Origin of the sequence: Streptomyces sp. NBC_00984 (assembly GCF_045162475.1) — a bacterium.
Lineage (GTDB): Bacteria > Actinomycetota > Actinomycetes > Streptomycetales > Streptomycetaceae > Streptomyces.
In genome coordinates this window covers 877,736-892,754 of sequence record NZ_CP108734.1, presented here as the reverse complement: position 1 = coordinate 892,754, position 15,019 = coordinate 877,736, and the positions used below count along the sequence as shown (strand labels likewise).

The following is a 15,019-nucleotide window of genomic DNA, read 5'->3' as shown; positions in this document are numbered from 1 at the left end:
TGCCCGCCAGGGATTGCGGCGACAGCCCTCAGCCGCCGGAGGCCATGAGTCGATCGAGCGCTGCCCGGCCCGCGCGTCCCCAGGCCGGCCGCCGGGAAGGCCCTGTTCCCATGCCTGGCCGATGCCGATGAGGGAAACGCCGCGCAGGACGGCCCACCCTCGTGCGCGCCGGATCATCGCCTCGTCCGCGCGTGCGTACGCGCCGAAGAACCGTGACGCCGCGCCTGCGGGAAGGAGCAGCCACGCGGCTGCGAGATCCGTGGCCGGATCGCCGACGCAGAGATCACCGAAGTCGATCACGCCGGAGAGGGTTCCGTCCGAGACGACGACATTCGCCGGATGAAGATCACCGTGAATCCGCACCGGCGCGCCCTGCCGGCCGGGAGCCGCAACGGCATCGTCCCAGATGCGCCGGACGTCGGCGGCGACACCGCTGGAGGCGACGGCCCGGAATCGCTGTTCGAAGTCGTCCGCGAGCGTGGTGAGGGGAACACCACGGTTCGCACTCGGAATCCCTTCTCGGCACCGGCGAGGCAGGCCCGGGGCCACTCGGACGTGCCCGATCGAAGGCTGTGCACCGTACCCGGTCCCACAGCCGGGCGTCCGACGGACGACGGGCGGTGATCAACACCGGACAGGCGGTCTCGGCGGCCGCCCTCGACGCCGCCATCCATGCCTGGGACATCGCTCGGGCCACCGGCCAGGATCTGCCGCTCGGCAAGGCGCCGGCCCAGGGACTGGAAGAGATCGCCGCACGGCTCGTCGACTCCGTGCACGACTCCTTCGGCACATACGCCATGGCACTCCCCACCGAGGCCGACGCGAGCCATGCCGATCGCCTCCTCGCCTTCACCGGCCGCTACCCGCACTGGGCGGCACCGCGCGCCCGAACGAGCCGCCGCCGCAGGAGCCGGGGGAGAGGTGCGGGCGACCGGGTGCTGCTCGATCTCGCGGCGGCCGGTCGCGCACATCCCGTACCGCTTGCCTTCGGCCCCCCACCCCGCGTCTGCCCCGGCCGTGCCCACGCCCTGGCCGACGGCCTGCTCCAGCGCCCGCTGACCGCCTTCGCCCGTCCGCATCACCAGGCCGCCGCCCCGCTGCTGCCCAACGCCTGGGACCATGCCTCGGCCGCCGCGCTGGTGGCGCAGGGCTTCGCAGCCGTATCCGTACGGCGGGGGGCCGCCGTACGGATACCGCCCGTTGTCAGGTCTCCTCGTCCTCCGCGCGGCGCTCGCCCTCCGCCTGCGACGGCTGGGTGCGCCTGGTGGCGGGGTGCCGCTCCTCGGCCGGATCCCTGTCCTCGTCCAGCCTCTCGCCTTCGGCCTGCGACGGGGTCGGGTACTCGATGTTCTCCCTCATGGCCGCCTCCGTGATCGGATTGCGTGCCTACAAGACGAGCGTATCGCTTCCGTCCCGTCGGCGGTCCGGGGCTGCCCGCACAACCCGGGAACAGCCAGCCGGGCGGACGGGCGGGCAACCCGGACGCGGCGATCGGTGCCGTGTCGGCCGGCGCACGACCGGGGGTCGAGATGGGTAGGCGTCGTTGATCGTGTGGTCGGTGTTCGGCTGCCCGTTGGCATGGAAGGGGGGCGGGTGTCACGGTGTGTGGTCGCGTCCGTCCCGTGGGGCGAAGGCTCCGAGGGGTGTCTGCGTCGGTAGCGCGCGCGTGCAGGAAGTAGTCGACCCACTCGGTGATTTCGGGGTAGGACGAGTCCTGACCGACCTGGGTGGCGGCGGCAGTGATGTCGAAGTTCGTGGTTCGCAGTTCGACGCCGGGGCCCAGGAGGTCCCAGTGTGCTCCGGTTCTTCCGTGGGGCATGCCGATGCTGCCGGGGTTGATGACGAGCCGGCCGTGGGCGAGGCGGACGAACGGCATGCGGGCGTGACCCGGCAGGCCCGGCTGCTGGCTGTGCAGGTGAGGGCGGACAGCGGGTGTCGGGGTGTTCTGGTATCGGTTCTCGATCGGGACGCCGGGAGATGTCGGCGAGAACCGAGAGCACCGTGTCGGCGTGTTGGTGACCAGCGGCATGGTCCGGGCCGTGGACCTGAGAACGGAGTTGGTGCTGTGACGGAATTGGCGAAGGATGTGCAGGACGTCGGGTCGGAGACCGATGGGCCGAGCCTATGGGGACAGCGGGATTTCATGCTGCTGTGGAGTGGCCAGACGGTCAGTGAGATGGGATCGGCGGTCACCCAGGTCGCTCTACCACTGCTGGCGGTCGTCGCGCTCAACGCGAGCACGTTCCAGGTCGGATTGCTGACCGCGGCCACCACGCTGGCGTTCGCGGTGATCGCGTTGCCGGCGGGTGCGATGGTGGACGGCGCTGCCAAGCGTTCCATCATGATCGTCTGCAACGTTCTCCGTCTGGTGATCATCGGCTCGGTTCCGGTGGCGGCGGCGTTCGGCGTCCTGACGATGGCGCAGCTGTACGTGGTCGCGGTGGCGGCGGGCGTGTGCTCGGTGTTCTTCGACGTCTCGTACCAGAGTTATGTGCCGTCACTCATCCGCTCCGACGACCTGATGAGTGCCAACGGCAAGCTCGGGACCACCCAGGCGTTCGCGCAGCTCGGGGGACCGAGTCTGGGCGGCGGGCTGGTCGGGTTGTTCGGCGCCGCGGGGGCGATGACGGCCGACGCGGTTTCCTACGCGGTCTCGGCCCTGTCGATCCTCGGGATCAGGACCCGGGAGGAGCCGCCGCCGGAGCGGCCGGCGGACGAGACACTGCGGCGCCGGATCGCCGAGGGGCTGAAGTTCGTTTTCGGGCACAGCATTCTGCGCAGGGTCGTGGCGTGCACGGGCACCGCGAACCTGTTCAGCGGCATGAGTACGGCGCTGGCGATGGTCTTCCTCGTCCGGGTGCTGCACGTGCGTCCCGCGCTGACCGGGCTGATCATGGCGGGCGCGGCCATCGGCGGGATCGCCGGGGGAGCGTTCGCCTGCCGGCTCGCCAAGAAGGTCGGCTCGGCGCGCATCATCTGGGTGTCGATGCTGGTCTTCAGCGCGCCGCAGGTCATCGCGGCGGCCGCCTGGCAGGGCTGGGGAGTGCTGCTGTTCCCGCTGGGCTGGGGCATCGCGTACTTCTCGGGGATGGTCTACAACATCGCCCAGCTCAGCTACCGGCAATCGGTGACACCGCCGGAGTTGATGGGGCGGATGAACGCGGCCGTCCGCTGGGTCGTGTGGGGCACGTTGCCGCTCGGCGGCGCCCTCGGCGGGGTACTCGGCACGCTGATCGGGGTGCGGCCCGCACTCTGGCTGGCGTTCATCGGTTCCTGGGCGGCCGGCTGGTTCGTGTTCTTCTCCCCGCTCCGCCGCATGCGCGATGTTCCCCAACCCGCGCCCGCGTCCGCCCCCGACGCCACGAGTTGACAGTGAGCGCAGGGTCGTCGCCGGGGTCTTCGCATACGGCAGGGGCGAGGAGAGCCGGCCGAAGATCCCGGCGAGCCGCGCAAGTGGGATCCAGCCGTGTCGCGCTGGAGGCCGGCTTCTTGCGCGGAGCCGGCCGAGCGGACTCCAGCACTTCGGTACCAGGAGCTTCCTGCCTCGGCCGACGCGGTCATCGGGCTCGGCGCCTTCCGGCAAGCTGGACGCGGTCGCGCGTTCGGCCGGACAGCCGCGACCTAGGCTTTGCGGGCGAGCAGTTGGATCTCCTGGAACTGCCGTCGGTCGGTGGGCTCAGGCTCGCGAACCATCCGGGCCACCTCGGTCAACCCGGACTCGCGCAGCATCGCGGCGAGGTGATCAGGCGACCACCGATAGGCAGGCGCGACTGCGTGATCGAAGACCTGCGTCGGGTGAGACGGACCGTCGCTGGCCGAAAAGCCGATCAGAAGGTGGCCGCCAGGTGCCAGCACGCGGTGGAACTCCGCCAGGATGAGGGGGAGTTCATGCGGCGGAGTGTGGATGATGGACCAACGTGAGAGTACGCCGCCCAGCACGCCGTCAGCGATGTTCAACGCGGCCATCGAGCCCACGTCGAACCGTAGGTCCGAATTGGCTTGTCGAGCCAACTCGATCATCGCAGGAGAGGCATCGACGCCAAACGCCGCCAGCCCCAACCGGTCCAGATGAGCGGTGATATGCCCAGGCCCACACCCCAGGTCCGCGACCTCACCATCCCCACTCGCACGTACGACCTCGGCGAAGGCACTCAAGATCGCGCGGTCCAACGGCCTGTCACGCAGAGTGTCGCGGAACAGCTGGTCATAGGTGGTGGCGGCAGCATCGTAGGCCTCGCGGGTGGCGCTGTGGGCATCGTGTTCGACCATGCTCGCCACAGTAGTTCCCGGCGCTGAGGCGAGCCGGGAGAATCACGATCTCCCCCCGCCGGTTCGCCCGGCCATCGCCGGTTCAGGGAATGGAGCAGCTGCCACGGCATCTTCGCCCGCAGGTGGACGTCCCGGCGGGCGATCAGCCGGTCGATCGCCGTCTTCGAGCGCACCGGGGTGCCGGGGTGCCGCGGGTGCCGGAGTCCGGCGGCGGCAGCCGCTTCACCCGGGCCGGGACCACCGGCCCGTCATAGCCGCACTCGGCGCACCAGCCGGTCCAGGACAGCACCGCGCCGCGCCGGGTGCGTCAGGTGTACACGGCTGCCTTGCCCCGCAGCAGTTCCAGGGCCTCGCCGTCGGCCTCCCACGTGGACCGACGGAGGGTCGGCGTTCGATCCGACGCGGATGTTCCTCGAACCCGACCGGCGTCACCCGCGCGGACTGCCTTTCGGCCAGGTGGAACCGCTCGGAGGGCGGGCCGGGTCCGCAGCCGGGAGGATCGACGCTGGATCACACGCGGCTTGTCCGGGCACGCGGCATGTCGACATAGGAGACAGGGATGGAAGCGATTGTTTTCGAGGAGTTCGGCGGACCTGATGTGCTGCACCTCGTGCAGTCACCCGATCCGCACCCCGGCCCCGGGCAGATCCGGGTGCGGGTGCGGGCCGCCGGAGTGAACCCGTTGGACTACAAGATCCGCAGGGGCTGGATGGAGCAGATGTTTCCCACCGTCCTCCCCGCGACGCCGGGCAGCGAGTTCGCCGGGGTCGTCGACGAGGTGGGTGACGGAGTCACCGGTTTCGTGGTCGGTGACGAGGTCCTCGGCTGGAGTGCCACCGGCGCCTACGCCAGCCTCGCGCTGGCCGACACCGGGACCGTGGCCCTCAAGCCGTCCGAGCTGAGCTGGGAGAACGCGGCCGCCCTGCCCATCGCGACGGAGACGGCGGCGCGAGTGCTCGACGAGCTCGCGGTCGGCGACGGTGACACCCTGCTGCTGCACGGTGCGGCCGGAGGCGTCGGCTCGGCCGGCGTCCAGCTGGCGCTGGCCCGCGGCGCGACGGTGATCGGGACGGCCTCTCCGGCGAACCACGCGTATCTGCGCGAGCTGGGTGCCATTCCGGTGGCGTACGGAGAAGGGCTGGTGGACCGGGTACGGGAGGCCGCCCCGCAAGGAGTGGACGCGGTCTTCGACGCGGCAGGGCAGGGCGCGCTGCCCGACTCCATCGAGCTGCGCGGCGGCACGACCGAGCGGATCGTCACCATCGCCGACGCGGACGCGGCGAAGTACGGAGTGGCCTTCTCGGGCGGAGGCATCGAGCGGGCCGGCGAGCGGCTCGCGGAGAACGCCCGGACCGCCGCGGCGGGCCGCCTGACGGTGCCGGTCGCGCAGACCTTCGCACTCGGCGATGCGGCGAAGGCGCAGGAGCTGAGCGAGGAGGGGCACGTACGAGGAAAGCTGGTACTGCTGCCCTGACCGCCGGGCATCGGGGGCGGGCCGGGACGGACCCGCGCCGTCCCGGCCCGCGGCCCGGACGAGTTCGAGCGCTTTCTCGACCGTCGCGGCTTCCTCCGGCACGGTGGCGGCGAGCAGACACACGGGCATGCCGCCGACGCCGTCCTGACGGTGTCCGAGCATGTTGAAGTGCAGGGCCAGGCCGGCGCTGTCGATCCCCCTCCCGCGCAGGATGCCGTGCTCGGCCGGTCGACAACCGTGCCGGGGAAGGGTGGTCAGTGCGGCCGGGAGACGGCTGCGGTGAGGCGGCGGCGCGCCGGAAGGGCGTAGACGGTGGCGGCGGCGTGTCGGGAGGGCGTAGACGGTGGCGGCGACCACCATGCCGACCGGGAGCGCGAGGTCGATTCCGCCGGCTGCGCGGGCCGGCGGGCCCACGTAGAGCTCCGTGCTGACACACAGGACGGCCGCTGCCGTGCCGGTCGCCAGAGCAGTGACGCCGGCCCGGTTGACGCCGGCGGTGTACCAGTACGTTCCGCCCGGGGTCTCGTCGGTGAGCGCGCGGCCGTCGTACCGGTTGCGGCGCAGCAGGATGTCGGTGGCGTAGACGGCCTTGCCGGTGATGGCCGGAGCCCGCCACCGCCGCCCCACCCGCGACCTCACCCAGCCCCCGCACGGCCCCGGCCAGGCTCTCACCGCCCTCGAAGCGCTCCAGGCCGTGACCCTCGACCCCGCCTACGCGGCAGGCGAGGAACACGAATCGGGACGCCTGGCCATCGGCCACCGCGCCGACCTCACCGTGTTCGCGGAGAACCCGCTCACCACGCCCGCGGTCGACCTGGTCGGCCTTCCCGTCGTGCTCACCGTGGTCGACGGCCGCACCACCCACCGCGACTCCGGCCTGTGACGGCGCGAGGGGCGAGGCGGCATCCCCGGAAGACCCTCGCCTCTCACCCCTCACTTCATTCCTCGTTCGGCTGAACGCCTAACCGGGGTGTCGCACGCCGATACGGTCGACGGCACACGTCCCGGGGACACTGGTGCTGTCGGCGTGCTGACCGAGGTGGGTCAGGCGGAGTGTGTTGCGCCCCGCCCGCAGGGCGACCTGGGCGAACTCCGGCTCGGCGTAGGTCATGACCGGGCTGTAGAGGTCGAGTGGCTCTCCGACCGTGGTGCCGTTCACCGAGAGCCGGTAGATGCCCCGGGAGTAGTGCCGCTTCACCCGCAACCGCAGGGTTCGCAGGCCGGCTTCCGGTTGCTGGAACTCGAAGGTCAGCGCATCGCCGGTGGCGGCCGGTGTGAACAACAGCCCGTGACCGGCGCCGCATTGGGAATCGGCGAAGACCTCGGCGCGGCCGCCCGAGGCGGTGAAGGCGAGCGCCTCCGCCTCTGCCATCCAGTCCAGGGGGCGCGGCGTCCAGCTGCCGCGCGAGTCGCAGAGCACCACCCGGGTGCGGTCGGTGGCGGCCTCCGTGTCGGTGTAGGCGACCATGCGGCCATCGGGCGAGAAGGCCGGATGGGGGTGGCCGGGATGGGCGGATCCCCAGCCCACCGTGCCGAGCGTGCGCGGTGGGTGTACGCCTGTCAGGTCCACCAGGGCCACCGCCCCCACCTGCCCGCGCGCCGAGCCGTTACTGCCGTTGGTGTCGGTCACGGCCCAGCGGCCGTCGGCGGAGATGCCGCAGTGGTTGTACGCGCCGTTCGTGCCCGAGGGACCCGGCGCCAGCAGCCGGTCCGGCCGGTCGTCCGGGTGGATCATCCACAGTCCTGACGCGTTGCCGCCGATGGCCACGGCGAGGCAGCCGGTGTCGGCACCGGAATTCCACACGTTGTGGGTCCCGACCGGTACGCCCGCGGCGGCCTGGTCCCAGATCATCTTGCCGTGCGGCGCGTGGACCGGATGCAGCGCCCAGGCGAGGATGTTGCCGCCGAGTGAATAGCCGATCCATTCGGGATCGTGGGCGCTGTACTGAAAGTGGGTGGCGAACACGCCCCCGGAGAAGACCTCTCGGACCCGGCCGCCCGTGAGCTCGACCTCCACCGCTGTGGTCGGTCCGGCGGTGATCGGTGCCGGGTAGTGGCTGCACAGAACCCGGTCGCCCGCCGGATGCAGATTGACGACGACGCTGAGCGCGCGGCCCGGCGGCGGTGAGTAGAGCTTGACGGGCGAGGGATCGGCCAGGTCGATCAGCCAGACCGCGTTCTCCGCGCAGGTGACGAGGCGTCCGGAGTGGATGTTCCACCAGACGAACGGATTCCGGTCGTCCGCCGGGGTGACGAACCGCGCCAGGAACCGCTCCTTGCCGGAGCGCAGATTCACCTCCCACAGGCTCGTGGCCCCGGTCTCCCGCTGACCGAGCACGATGCGGTCGGCATCGACGAAGCCGTTGTGGGTGGGGTACGTGAAGTAGCGCCGCTGGTCGAACGAACTGAGGTGGCGCACCTCGAACGGTTCCTGGGCCGTGGCGGCGGCAGCGGCCTCGCTCGCGGCTCCCGTCCCGGCGGTGAATCCTGCGGCCAGCACAACCAGCCCGGCCATGCGGCCGAACCCTCTGCGGGTGATCTCACTCATGGCGTCCTCACTCATGCGTGCTCACGGTGGGTGGCGCTCAGCTTCGAACCAGCCGATGGAAGAAGTCAAGGTACTAATACGAATTAGTAGATACAGGGGGGCGGTTCGGGGCGTGCTGTGTCCCGTCGGCCGGGGCCGGATGTCGCAGCCTTCAGCAACACGCTTTAGCCTCGGGAGCATGGATCTCGGACTTGCGGGACGACGTGCGATGGTGACGGCGAGCACGGGAGGAATCGGTGCGGCGATGGCCCGGAGGCTGGCCGAGGAAGGGTGCGCCGTCCTGGTGCATGGCCGAAACCCCGTACGGGCCGAGGGGGTTGCCGCGGAGCTGGGAGCCGCCGGCGCGGTGGCGGACATCGTGCTGGGAGACCTTGCCGATGACGAGGCCGCGGCGAAGGTGGCCCGTCGGGCCCGCGAGTGGGGCGTGGACGTGCTGGTGAACAACGCCGGCCCGTTCGTCGAACACGGCTGGGAGTCCGCGGAGCCTTCTGCCTGGCTGGAGGCGATGAACGGCAACGTGCTGTCCGCGGTGCGGATGATCCGGGCCCTGACGCCGGGGATGAGGGAGCGCGGGTGGGGCCGGGTCATCAACGTGGGCAGCCGCGCGGCGACGACTCCGCTGCCGAACATGGTCGAGTACTCGGCGGCGAAGGCGGCGGTGGTCAACATGACCACCAGCCTGGCCGGTCACCTGGCCGGATCCGGGGTCACCGCCAACACGGTGAGCCCGGGGGTGATCGTCACCGACGGCCTGCGGAAGATGTTCGAGGACGGCGCGATCGACCGGGGCTGGCCGGGGGAGTGGTCCGAGCTGGAGCCGCTGGTGGTGGCCGAGTACGCACCGAACCCGACGGGGCGGCTGGGTACCGCCGACGACATCTCGGCTGCGGTCGCGTTTCTGGCCAGCCCGCTCGCCGGCTACGTCAACGGGATCGACCTGCGGGTCGACGGGGGCATCGCGCTGGTGCCGTGACCAACTGGGGGACGAGGATGGATCAATGGCCGGAAGGTCCCGCCGCCGACCCGGAACGGGCACGCGAACGGTACGACTCCGATCTCCGGGCAGATCGCAGGAGGCTGGCGGGACTGACCCGGGCGGACCTGCCCGACGCGCATGTCGGTCTGTGTATCGCGGTTGCCGTGAGTGCACTCGTGAGCCGGCTCGCAGGTGTCGGGGTCGGCCTTCTCACGGCAGGCGTTTTCGCCGCACTGTTCGTCGTGGCGCTGGTGGCCGTGCTCGTTCAGGGTGTCCGCGGATCGGCGGCGACGCGGCGGGCGTACCCCGCCGCCTTCGGGTGGACGGCCTGGTTCTCGGCCCTGCCGTCAAACTGCCGTCTGCCGCGCGGGAAGCGGGGTTGTCGGTGCGGTGCCCCAGTTCCAGGCGGAACAGTCCCAGATCGGCGAAACACCAGTCGGCCAGCGCCCGGCAGCGGTGGGTTGCCACGCCCCTGCCGCGGGCAGCGGAGGCGGTCCAGTAGGAGACCCCATCCGGTGGCGTGCCGGGGATCGACGTTGCTGACCGCGACACTGCCCAGTGCCGTGTCGGTGCTGTCCGCGACGGCGAAACTGTAGGCAACTCGTCGGCGCCATTGGTCCTTCCGGCGCTGGAGCCATTGTTCGGCGTCTGCGGCAGTGGTGATGGACGCATCGGCCTGCCGTTCCATCACCGGTTCCGCGAACGCCTTCAGCACCGAGGGAGCATCGGAGATTTCCCAAGGGCGCAGGACCATTCCTGCCGGCAGAAGAATTCGATCACGCATCTCGTCAGTTGTCCCCGCTGGCCCGGGGCGGCACCACCGGATCGGTCGACGCACCACGGCACTTCGCGGCAGCCACACTCCGTGGCCGCCGCGCAGCAGCCGGAGGCCACGTGCGACCGTGCAGTGCAGTCCCCATCGTTCCCCTCGGCATGTCTCACCGATGACGGTCGTCGGTTGTCCCGGCGCCCGGAAGCCGGAACGGCCTTGAGGCGCGGCTCTGGTCGAGGTCGCACGTGCGGCGGCCGGACTGCAGGCGGCCCCGGTGCGGAACGCCACACGGTGATCGTTACGCTGTTGCCCCGCCACCGGGCGGGGCAGAACAGGGGTGGGACATGCACAGAAGAATCGCCGCGCTCGCCGCGGTGGGAGCGGTTGCCGCCACGGCCATGGTGGCGCCGGCCGCACACGCGGAGGGGCGCGGTGACATCCGGGTCACCAAGACCGTCGTGAATGACGGCGGCAGCGTGATCGTCGGGATCAAGAACGTCAAGCGATTCCCGATCACCATGACGATCAAGGACAACTCGGGGGTGAAGAAGGTCAGCTCGGTGTCCGCGATCAACCGGACCAATGGTTACGGGCCGGTGGACTACCTCGGTACGACATGCAGGAAGACCAGCACGACGACCTCCGTGTGCACCGCGACGATGGAGTTCGACCCGTCGTGGATCGACTCCTACGGAAGCGGCAACGAGGGCTGGGACGCCAACGCGGTCGCGGGTGACTGGCAGGTCGACGCCACGGTCCACGCCAATGACGGGGACTACTGGATCTCGGACAGCATCGCCTCGTTCAAGATGAAGCGTGCCGCGACCCTGACCACCGACGCCGCGCCCGAGCCCGTGCGGAAGGGCGGCACGCTCACCGTCACCGGAAAGCTGTCACGGGCCAACTGGACGGACCTGAAGTACCACGCGTTCACCAAGCAGGTGGTGAAGCTTCAGTACAAGAAGCCGGGCGGCAGGTACAACACGGTGAAGACCGCGACCACGGACAGCAAGGGCCACCTCCGCACGACGGTGAAGGCCGCCGCTTCGGGCAGCTGGCGCTGGGCATTCCTCGGTACGAACACGACCATGAAGGTCGTCTCGACGGGTGATGCCGTCACGGTGAAGTGATCTCGCGGCGGGCCGGGAACCGGCCCGCCGACGGGCCACCCCTCGTGCCGGAACCCCTCGTGCCGGACCCGGCACGCAACGACCTGCCGGCTCGGTGCGTACACCAGCGTGCAGCAGCCGTCCATGTCGGCGTCTGGGTCGCCGAATCGGGCTGTCTGCCATGTGCAGGACTTCATTGACTTCATGGTCTCCGAGCCGTTGCTGCACCCGCCCGGCGTGCCTGCGTCCATGAAGATGCTTTCCCGGGTGATGCCGCGGTCGATGATGTCGCACGGAGCGGCCTTGCCTCCGGTCGTCAGGGCTCGATGGTCAGCACCTCGGCCACGGGGCGGCGAGGCGTGCACGGCCCCTCGGGTCCGTATCCGAGGCGCACGATCATCTGCGGGTGTCCCGTGCCGAGGGCCGGGACGCGCAGGAGATGCCGGAGTTCCGGCCATTCGAGGGGCTGGGTCGCGAACGAGGCGACGAGCCCGTGCAGCACGGCGGTGAGCAGGACGCGCTCCAGGGCCTGACCGGCACGCAGCCAGTCGGCCGGACGGTCGCGCGCGGTACGGAGCAGGGCGAGCTGCGGCCGGTCCTCGAACGGGGCGCCAGCCCGGCCCGGGACGATGTCCGTGCCGGCGAAGTCACGGTTCAGTGCTCTGCCCGACGCGTCGGTGGGGCCGAAGGCGTAGTCCGGGACGCCGTCGACCGGTGCCTCCATGCTCGTGTCCCGGGTCCAGTAGCGCTGCTCCGCCTCCCTCGCCGGGTCGCGCAGACCGAATCCCTCGCCGTCCCGGATCAGCACGAGCACCCCCTCCAGGTGCTTCGGCGGCAGAAACGCGAATTCGACCCCCTCGTGGTGGGCCGCTCGGGATCGGAGGGAACCGGAAGCAGCGTGGTCACCGCGTCGAGGCCCCGGTGTGATGCCGACGCCCGCAGATTCAGCAGTGCCGCGCCGCACCCCACGTGAAGGCCGCGAGTGGAGGGGTCGGCCTCGGGCATCTCACGGTCGAACTCCGCCCGGAGCGTGAGCGTCCGGGGGGAGCGCCGGTATGGGAATCGCCAGGCTGGGCGTTGTGCATGGACGGGGCGGCGGTGGCATCGGCGACCAATTCCTTCAGCGTGCTCTCGTCGAGCGGCTGCGCAGGCATCCGGGACCTCCCGCATCGGACGCACGGTGTCCTTCCACCGTCGCACGTCAGGCAGGACCCGGCGCGCAGACCGCTCGCCCGCGGCCGGCCGAGCGAGTCTCCCGTACGGCTGTACCAGCGGGAGAACACCGTGTCCGTGCAGCGCACGTCGCACCTCTCAGGTCGCGTCTCGCACGGCGGACACTGCGCAGCGCAATGTCCGAATAGCGCCAGATCCGGTGCCGGCGGTCAGCGAGCATGGATCACGTGGCCACCCGTCGCGACGCCGGGTGGGGACGACCACACCCCATCGAGGAGGAGCCGGAGCCGGGCCAGCGAACGAGGCGTCCCGGGCCGCCGTCGGCCGGTCCGGGGGAGGAACGGCTGTCGATGGCACCCCGTTCCGCACGGCACCATCACCATGCCCGCTGAGCGCACGACCGACAGGCGGAAGCCTGGGGAACAGGGAACCAGACCCATGACCGACACCACACACCCGACCCGGACGGCCGGAACCGTGCGCGACCTGGTCGACGCCACCGACTGGACCGCGCTCACCGACGAACTCGCCGCCCACGGCAGCGCGCCGACCGGGCGGCTGCTCACCCCCGCCCAGTGCCGGGAGATCGCCGCTCTGTACGACGAGACCGAGCGCTTCCGCTCCACCGTCGACATGGCCCGCCACCGTTTCGGCTCCGGCCAGTACCGCTACTTCACCCACGATCTGCCCGAAGTGGTGGGGGAGTTGCGTGAGGCGTTCTATCCGCACCTGCTGCACATCGCCCGTGACTGGTCCGCGAAGCTGGGCACGTCCGCGCCGTGGCCCGACGAACTGGCCGAGTGGCTCGGCATGTGTCATGCGGCGGGGCAGTCCAAGTCCGCCCAGATCCTGCTGCGTTACGGCGCCGGGGACTGGAACGCCCTGCACCGAGACGTGTTCGGCGACATGCTCTTCCCGCTCCAGGTCGTCATCGGCCTCGATGTGCCCGGCACCGACTACACCGGTGGTGAGTTCCTCATGACCGAACAGCGGCCCCGCGCACAGTCACGCGGATCGGCCACCACCCTTCTCCAGGGCCACGGGCTGGTCTTCACCACCCGCGACCGGCCGGTCGCCTCCAAGCGCGGCTGGTCGATCGCGCCCATGCGGCACGGTGTCAGCACCGTCCGCTCCGGCCGGCGCCGCACCCTCGGCCTCGTCTTCCACGATGCCCGGTGAACGACGCCACCGAGCCCCGCCCCGGGCGGTCGTACGGGCGGCTGGACCGCCCCTCCGCACAACGGACGGTCGCCCGAGGGCACTTCACGGATGCCGCGCGGAGTACGTCACCCGGCCTCCGTACCTCTGACGTCGACAGCCCCGCACCGCACGCACACACCGAGGCGGAGCTGGCCGCTCTGATCGGCCTGCTGACCGCGCCGCGTTCGCGCATCCGGTCCGTCGCCGTAGGACACGGTCGCGACGCCGAATCCGTCGACGCCGCGCGGGCGTTCGTACGTTGCTGGCTGGACCTGGACAAGGACGTGCTCGTCGTCGTCGACTGGCCGGAGGACGCCGCCTCGTGGCTCCGTCCGGCCCGGCGGCTGACCGCCCAGTCCCCGGACGCGTGGGTGCTGGCCGGGGCTCCGCGCGGCGTGGCCCGGCTGACCCGGCGCCTGCGCCGGTCCACCGACTGGGCGGCGGACCGCACCTTCGGCTTCGCCTCGCTCGGAACCCCGCGACTCGTCGAACTCGCCGGTGCCGGCACCGTCCACGGTCTGCGCGGCGCCTGCGCCGACGGAGGCACCTGGGACCTGCGCCGCGGCTGGACCACCTGCTACGAGCCCCCGGACCGGACATCGGGGTAACCAGGCGCGTCGACGCGGGTGGCGGTCAGCGCGGCGTCCGGAACCGGCGCGAGGGGGCTGGTGGCGCAGGCGTCGGGGACCGTGCAGGCTCGCAGATAGGCGGCGACCACGGCCGCCGCCCGCGTTCTCCAGCCCCTGGAGGTGGCGTTCTGGATCCGCATCAGTGCGTGCCCTTCGCGTGCCGGACGGCCGCCTCGGCCAGTCCTGTGATCAGGGGGTGGGGCCGGGTGCCGTCGCCGTGCAGTTCGGGCTGGAAGAGGGTGGCGAGGAAGAAGGGATGTGCCGGCAGTTCGGCGATGCGGACCTCGCCCGCGTCGTCGACGCCGGTGAAGCGCAGTCCATGCGCCCGCAGCAGGTCGAGATGGTGGGGATTGGGGCCGTAGTTGCAGTAATAGCGCTCCACCGTGCGCTCGGCGCCCAGGAGCTGGGCGGCCCACGACCCGTCGGTGAGCTCGATCGCGCCCTCGTGGCCGACCAGCGAGCAGGCGAGCGGGATGAGCACCGCGTCCTCGGCGGCGGTCAGTGGCGCGTTCTCGGTGTGACCGGCGTCCGCCAGTCCGCACACATTGCGGGCGTACTCGAGCAGGGCGTGCTGGAAGCCCCCGCAGGTGCCCAGAAAGGGAATGCCTTGCTCACGGGCGGTACGGATGGCCGCGAGCGCCCCCGCTTCGCTGCGGTACGGGCTGCCGGGCAGCACCCAGACCGCGTCGAACCCCTCGACGCCCTCCACGGCCTCCTGCGTGGGGATCCAGTAGGCGTCGAGGTCCAGTCCGTCGCGGTTGCGCAGGGAGTCCAGCAGAACAGGGACGCGGGTATGGGAGCGGACGGCCGGATCCCGGTCGCCGACCAGGGCGATACGTGCGGTGTGGGTCATGGCCCCATCGAATCGC

At 71.0% G+C, this 15,019-nt stretch carries 13 protein-coding genes and 5 pseudogenes; 7 read left to right on the top strand and 11 right to left on the bottom strand.

What is annotated here, in order from left to right; translation table 11 throughout:
• Nucleotides 1–213: 213 nt before the first annotated feature.
• Together OG520_RS03760 and OG520_RS03755 are read right to left on the bottom strand one after the other, a co-directional pair.
• Nucleotides 214–549, bottom strand: a pseudogene (locus OG520_RS03760) (phosphotransferase); the annotation flags it as partial.
• Between the two features lie 654 nt (nucleotides 550–1,203).
• Nucleotides 1,204–1,359: a hypothetical protein gene (locus OG520_RS03755; RefSeq protein WP_266430446.1), complete on the bottom strand. Its 156-nt coding sequence runs from the start codon at nucleotides 1,357–1,359 to the stop codon at nucleotides 1,204–1,206.
• A gap of 784 nt (nucleotides 1,360–2,143) precedes the next feature.
• Between OG520_RS03755 and OG520_RS03750 the strand changes: the two genes are divergently transcribed.
• On the top strand, nucleotides 2,144–3,370 hold the full coding sequence (locus OG520_RS03750; protein ID WP_406012163.1) for an MFS transporter: 1,227 nt from the start codon (nucleotides 2,144–2,146) through the stop codon (nucleotides 3,368–3,370).
• 251 nt (nucleotides 3,371–3,621) lie between these two features.
• On the opposite strand, the gene OG520_RS03745 is transcribed toward OG520_RS03750, so the two are convergent.
• Together OG520_RS03745 and OG520_RS03740 are read right to left on the bottom strand one after the other, a co-directional pair.
• Nucleotides 3,622–4,269, bottom strand: a complete 648-nt coding sequence (locus OG520_RS03745) for a class I SAM-dependent DNA methyltransferase (RefSeq protein WP_406012162.1) — start codon at nucleotides 4,267–4,269, stop codon at nucleotides 3,622–3,624.
• An 89-nt stretch (nucleotides 4,270–4,358) separates the two neighbouring features.
• Nucleotides 4,359–4,783 (bottom strand): annotated as a pseudogene (locus OG520_RS03740) (hypothetical protein); the annotation flags it as partial.
• A 45-nt stretch (nucleotides 4,784–4,828) separates the two neighbouring features.
• Between OG520_RS03740 and OG520_RS03735 the strand changes: the two are divergent.
• Nucleotides 4,829–5,743, top strand: a complete 915-nt coding sequence (locus OG520_RS03735; RefSeq protein ID WP_399329925.1) for an NADP-dependent oxidoreductase — start codon at nucleotides 4,829–4,831, stop codon at nucleotides 5,741–5,743.
• 321 nt (nucleotides 5,744–6,064) lie between these two features.
• Here the strand turns inward: OG520_RS03735 and OG520_RS03730 are convergent.
• A pseudogene (locus OG520_RS03730) lies at nucleotides 6,065–6,331 on the bottom strand (cytosine permease); the annotation flags it as partial.
• 1 nt (nucleotide 6,332) lies between these two features.
• Here OG520_RS03730 and OG520_RS03725 point away from each other — a divergent pair.
• Nucleotides 6,333–6,626: pseudogene (locus tag OG520_RS03725) on the top strand (amidohydrolase family protein); the annotation flags it as partial.
• Nucleotides 6,627–6,704: 78 nt separating this feature from the next.
• Here OG520_RS03725 and OG520_RS03720 read toward each other — a convergent pair.
• Nucleotides 6,705–8,306, bottom strand: a complete 1,602-nt coding sequence (locus tag OG520_RS03720; protein ID WP_406012161.1) for a hypothetical protein — start codon at nucleotides 8,304–8,306, stop codon at nucleotides 6,705–6,707.
• 163 nt (nucleotides 8,307–8,469) lie between these two features.
• Between OG520_RS03720 and OG520_RS03715 the strand changes: the two genes are divergently transcribed.
• Nucleotides 8,470–9,264 (top strand): SDR family NAD(P)-dependent oxidoreductase, encoded by a 795-nt coding sequence (locus OG520_RS03715; protein WP_399329928.1) that lies wholly within the window; start codon nucleotides 8,470–8,472, stop codon nucleotides 9,262–9,264.
• A gap of 213 nt (nucleotides 9,265–9,477) precedes the next feature.
• Here OG520_RS03715 and OG520_RS03710 read toward each other — a convergent pair whose 3' ends face one another.
• Nucleotides 9,478–9,939 (bottom strand): GNAT family N-acetyltransferase, encoded by a 462-nt coding sequence (locus tag OG520_RS03710; protein WP_406016416.1) that lies wholly within the window; start codon nucleotides 9,937–9,939, stop codon nucleotides 9,478–9,480.
• Nucleotides 9,842–10,051: pseudogene (locus tag OG520_RS03705) on the bottom strand (GNAT family N-acetyltransferase); the annotation flags it as partial. The pseudogene OG520_RS03705 and the gene OG520_RS03710, both read right to left, overlap by 98 nt.
• A gap of 332 nt (nucleotides 10,052–10,383) precedes the next feature.
• Here OG520_RS03705 and OG520_RS03700 point away from each other — a divergent pair.
• On the top strand, nucleotides 10,384–11,169 hold the full coding sequence (locus tag OG520_RS03700) for a hypothetical protein (protein WP_406012160.1): 786 nt from the start codon (nucleotides 10,384–10,386) through the stop codon (nucleotides 11,167–11,169).
• Between the two features lie 295 nt (nucleotides 11,170–11,464).
• Here the strand turns inward: OG520_RS03700 and OG520_RS03695 are convergent, their stop codons facing one another.
• Entirely contained in the window at nucleotides 11,465–11,956 is a 492-nt protein-coding gene (locus OG520_RS03695) for a hypothetical protein (RefSeq protein ID WP_406012159.1), read from the bottom strand.
• An 803-nt stretch (nucleotides 11,957–12,759) separates the two neighbouring features.
• Here OG520_RS03695 and OG520_RS03690 point away from each other — a divergent pair.
• Both OG520_RS03690 and OG520_RS03685 read left to right on the top strand, forming a co-directional pair.
• The gene (locus OG520_RS03690) at nucleotides 12,760–13,500 is read left to right on the top strand and encodes a 2OG-Fe(II) oxygenase (RefSeq protein WP_406012158.1); all 741 of its coding nucleotides are present in this window, start codon (nucleotides 12,760–12,762) and stop codon (nucleotides 13,498–13,500) included.
• Complete coding sequence (locus tag OG520_RS03685) at nucleotides 13,497–14,129, top strand: hypothetical protein (RefSeq protein ID WP_406012157.1); 633 nt, start codon at nucleotides 13,497–13,499, stop codon at nucleotides 14,127–14,129. Before OG520_RS03690 ends, OG520_RS03685 begins: the two co-directional genes overlap by 4 nt.
• Here OG520_RS03685 and OG520_RS03680 read toward each other — a convergent pair.
• Together OG520_RS03680 and OG520_RS03675 are read right to left on the bottom strand one after the other, a co-directional pair.
• Nucleotides 14,099–14,290 (bottom strand): hypothetical protein, encoded by a 192-nt coding sequence (locus tag OG520_RS03680; RefSeq protein ID WP_406012156.1) that lies wholly within the window; start codon nucleotides 14,288–14,290, stop codon nucleotides 14,099–14,101. The genes OG520_RS03685 and OG520_RS03680 overlap by 31 nt on opposite strands.
• Nucleotides 14,290–15,003, bottom strand: coding sequence for a glutamine amidotransferase-related protein (locus OG520_RS03675; protein ID WP_406012155.1), 714 nt, complete (start codon nucleotides 15,001–15,003; stop codon nucleotides 14,290–14,292). The genes OG520_RS03680 and OG520_RS03675 overlap by 1 nt, the downstream gene beginning before the upstream one ends.
• Between the last annotated feature and the right edge of the window lie 16 nt (nucleotides 15,004–15,019).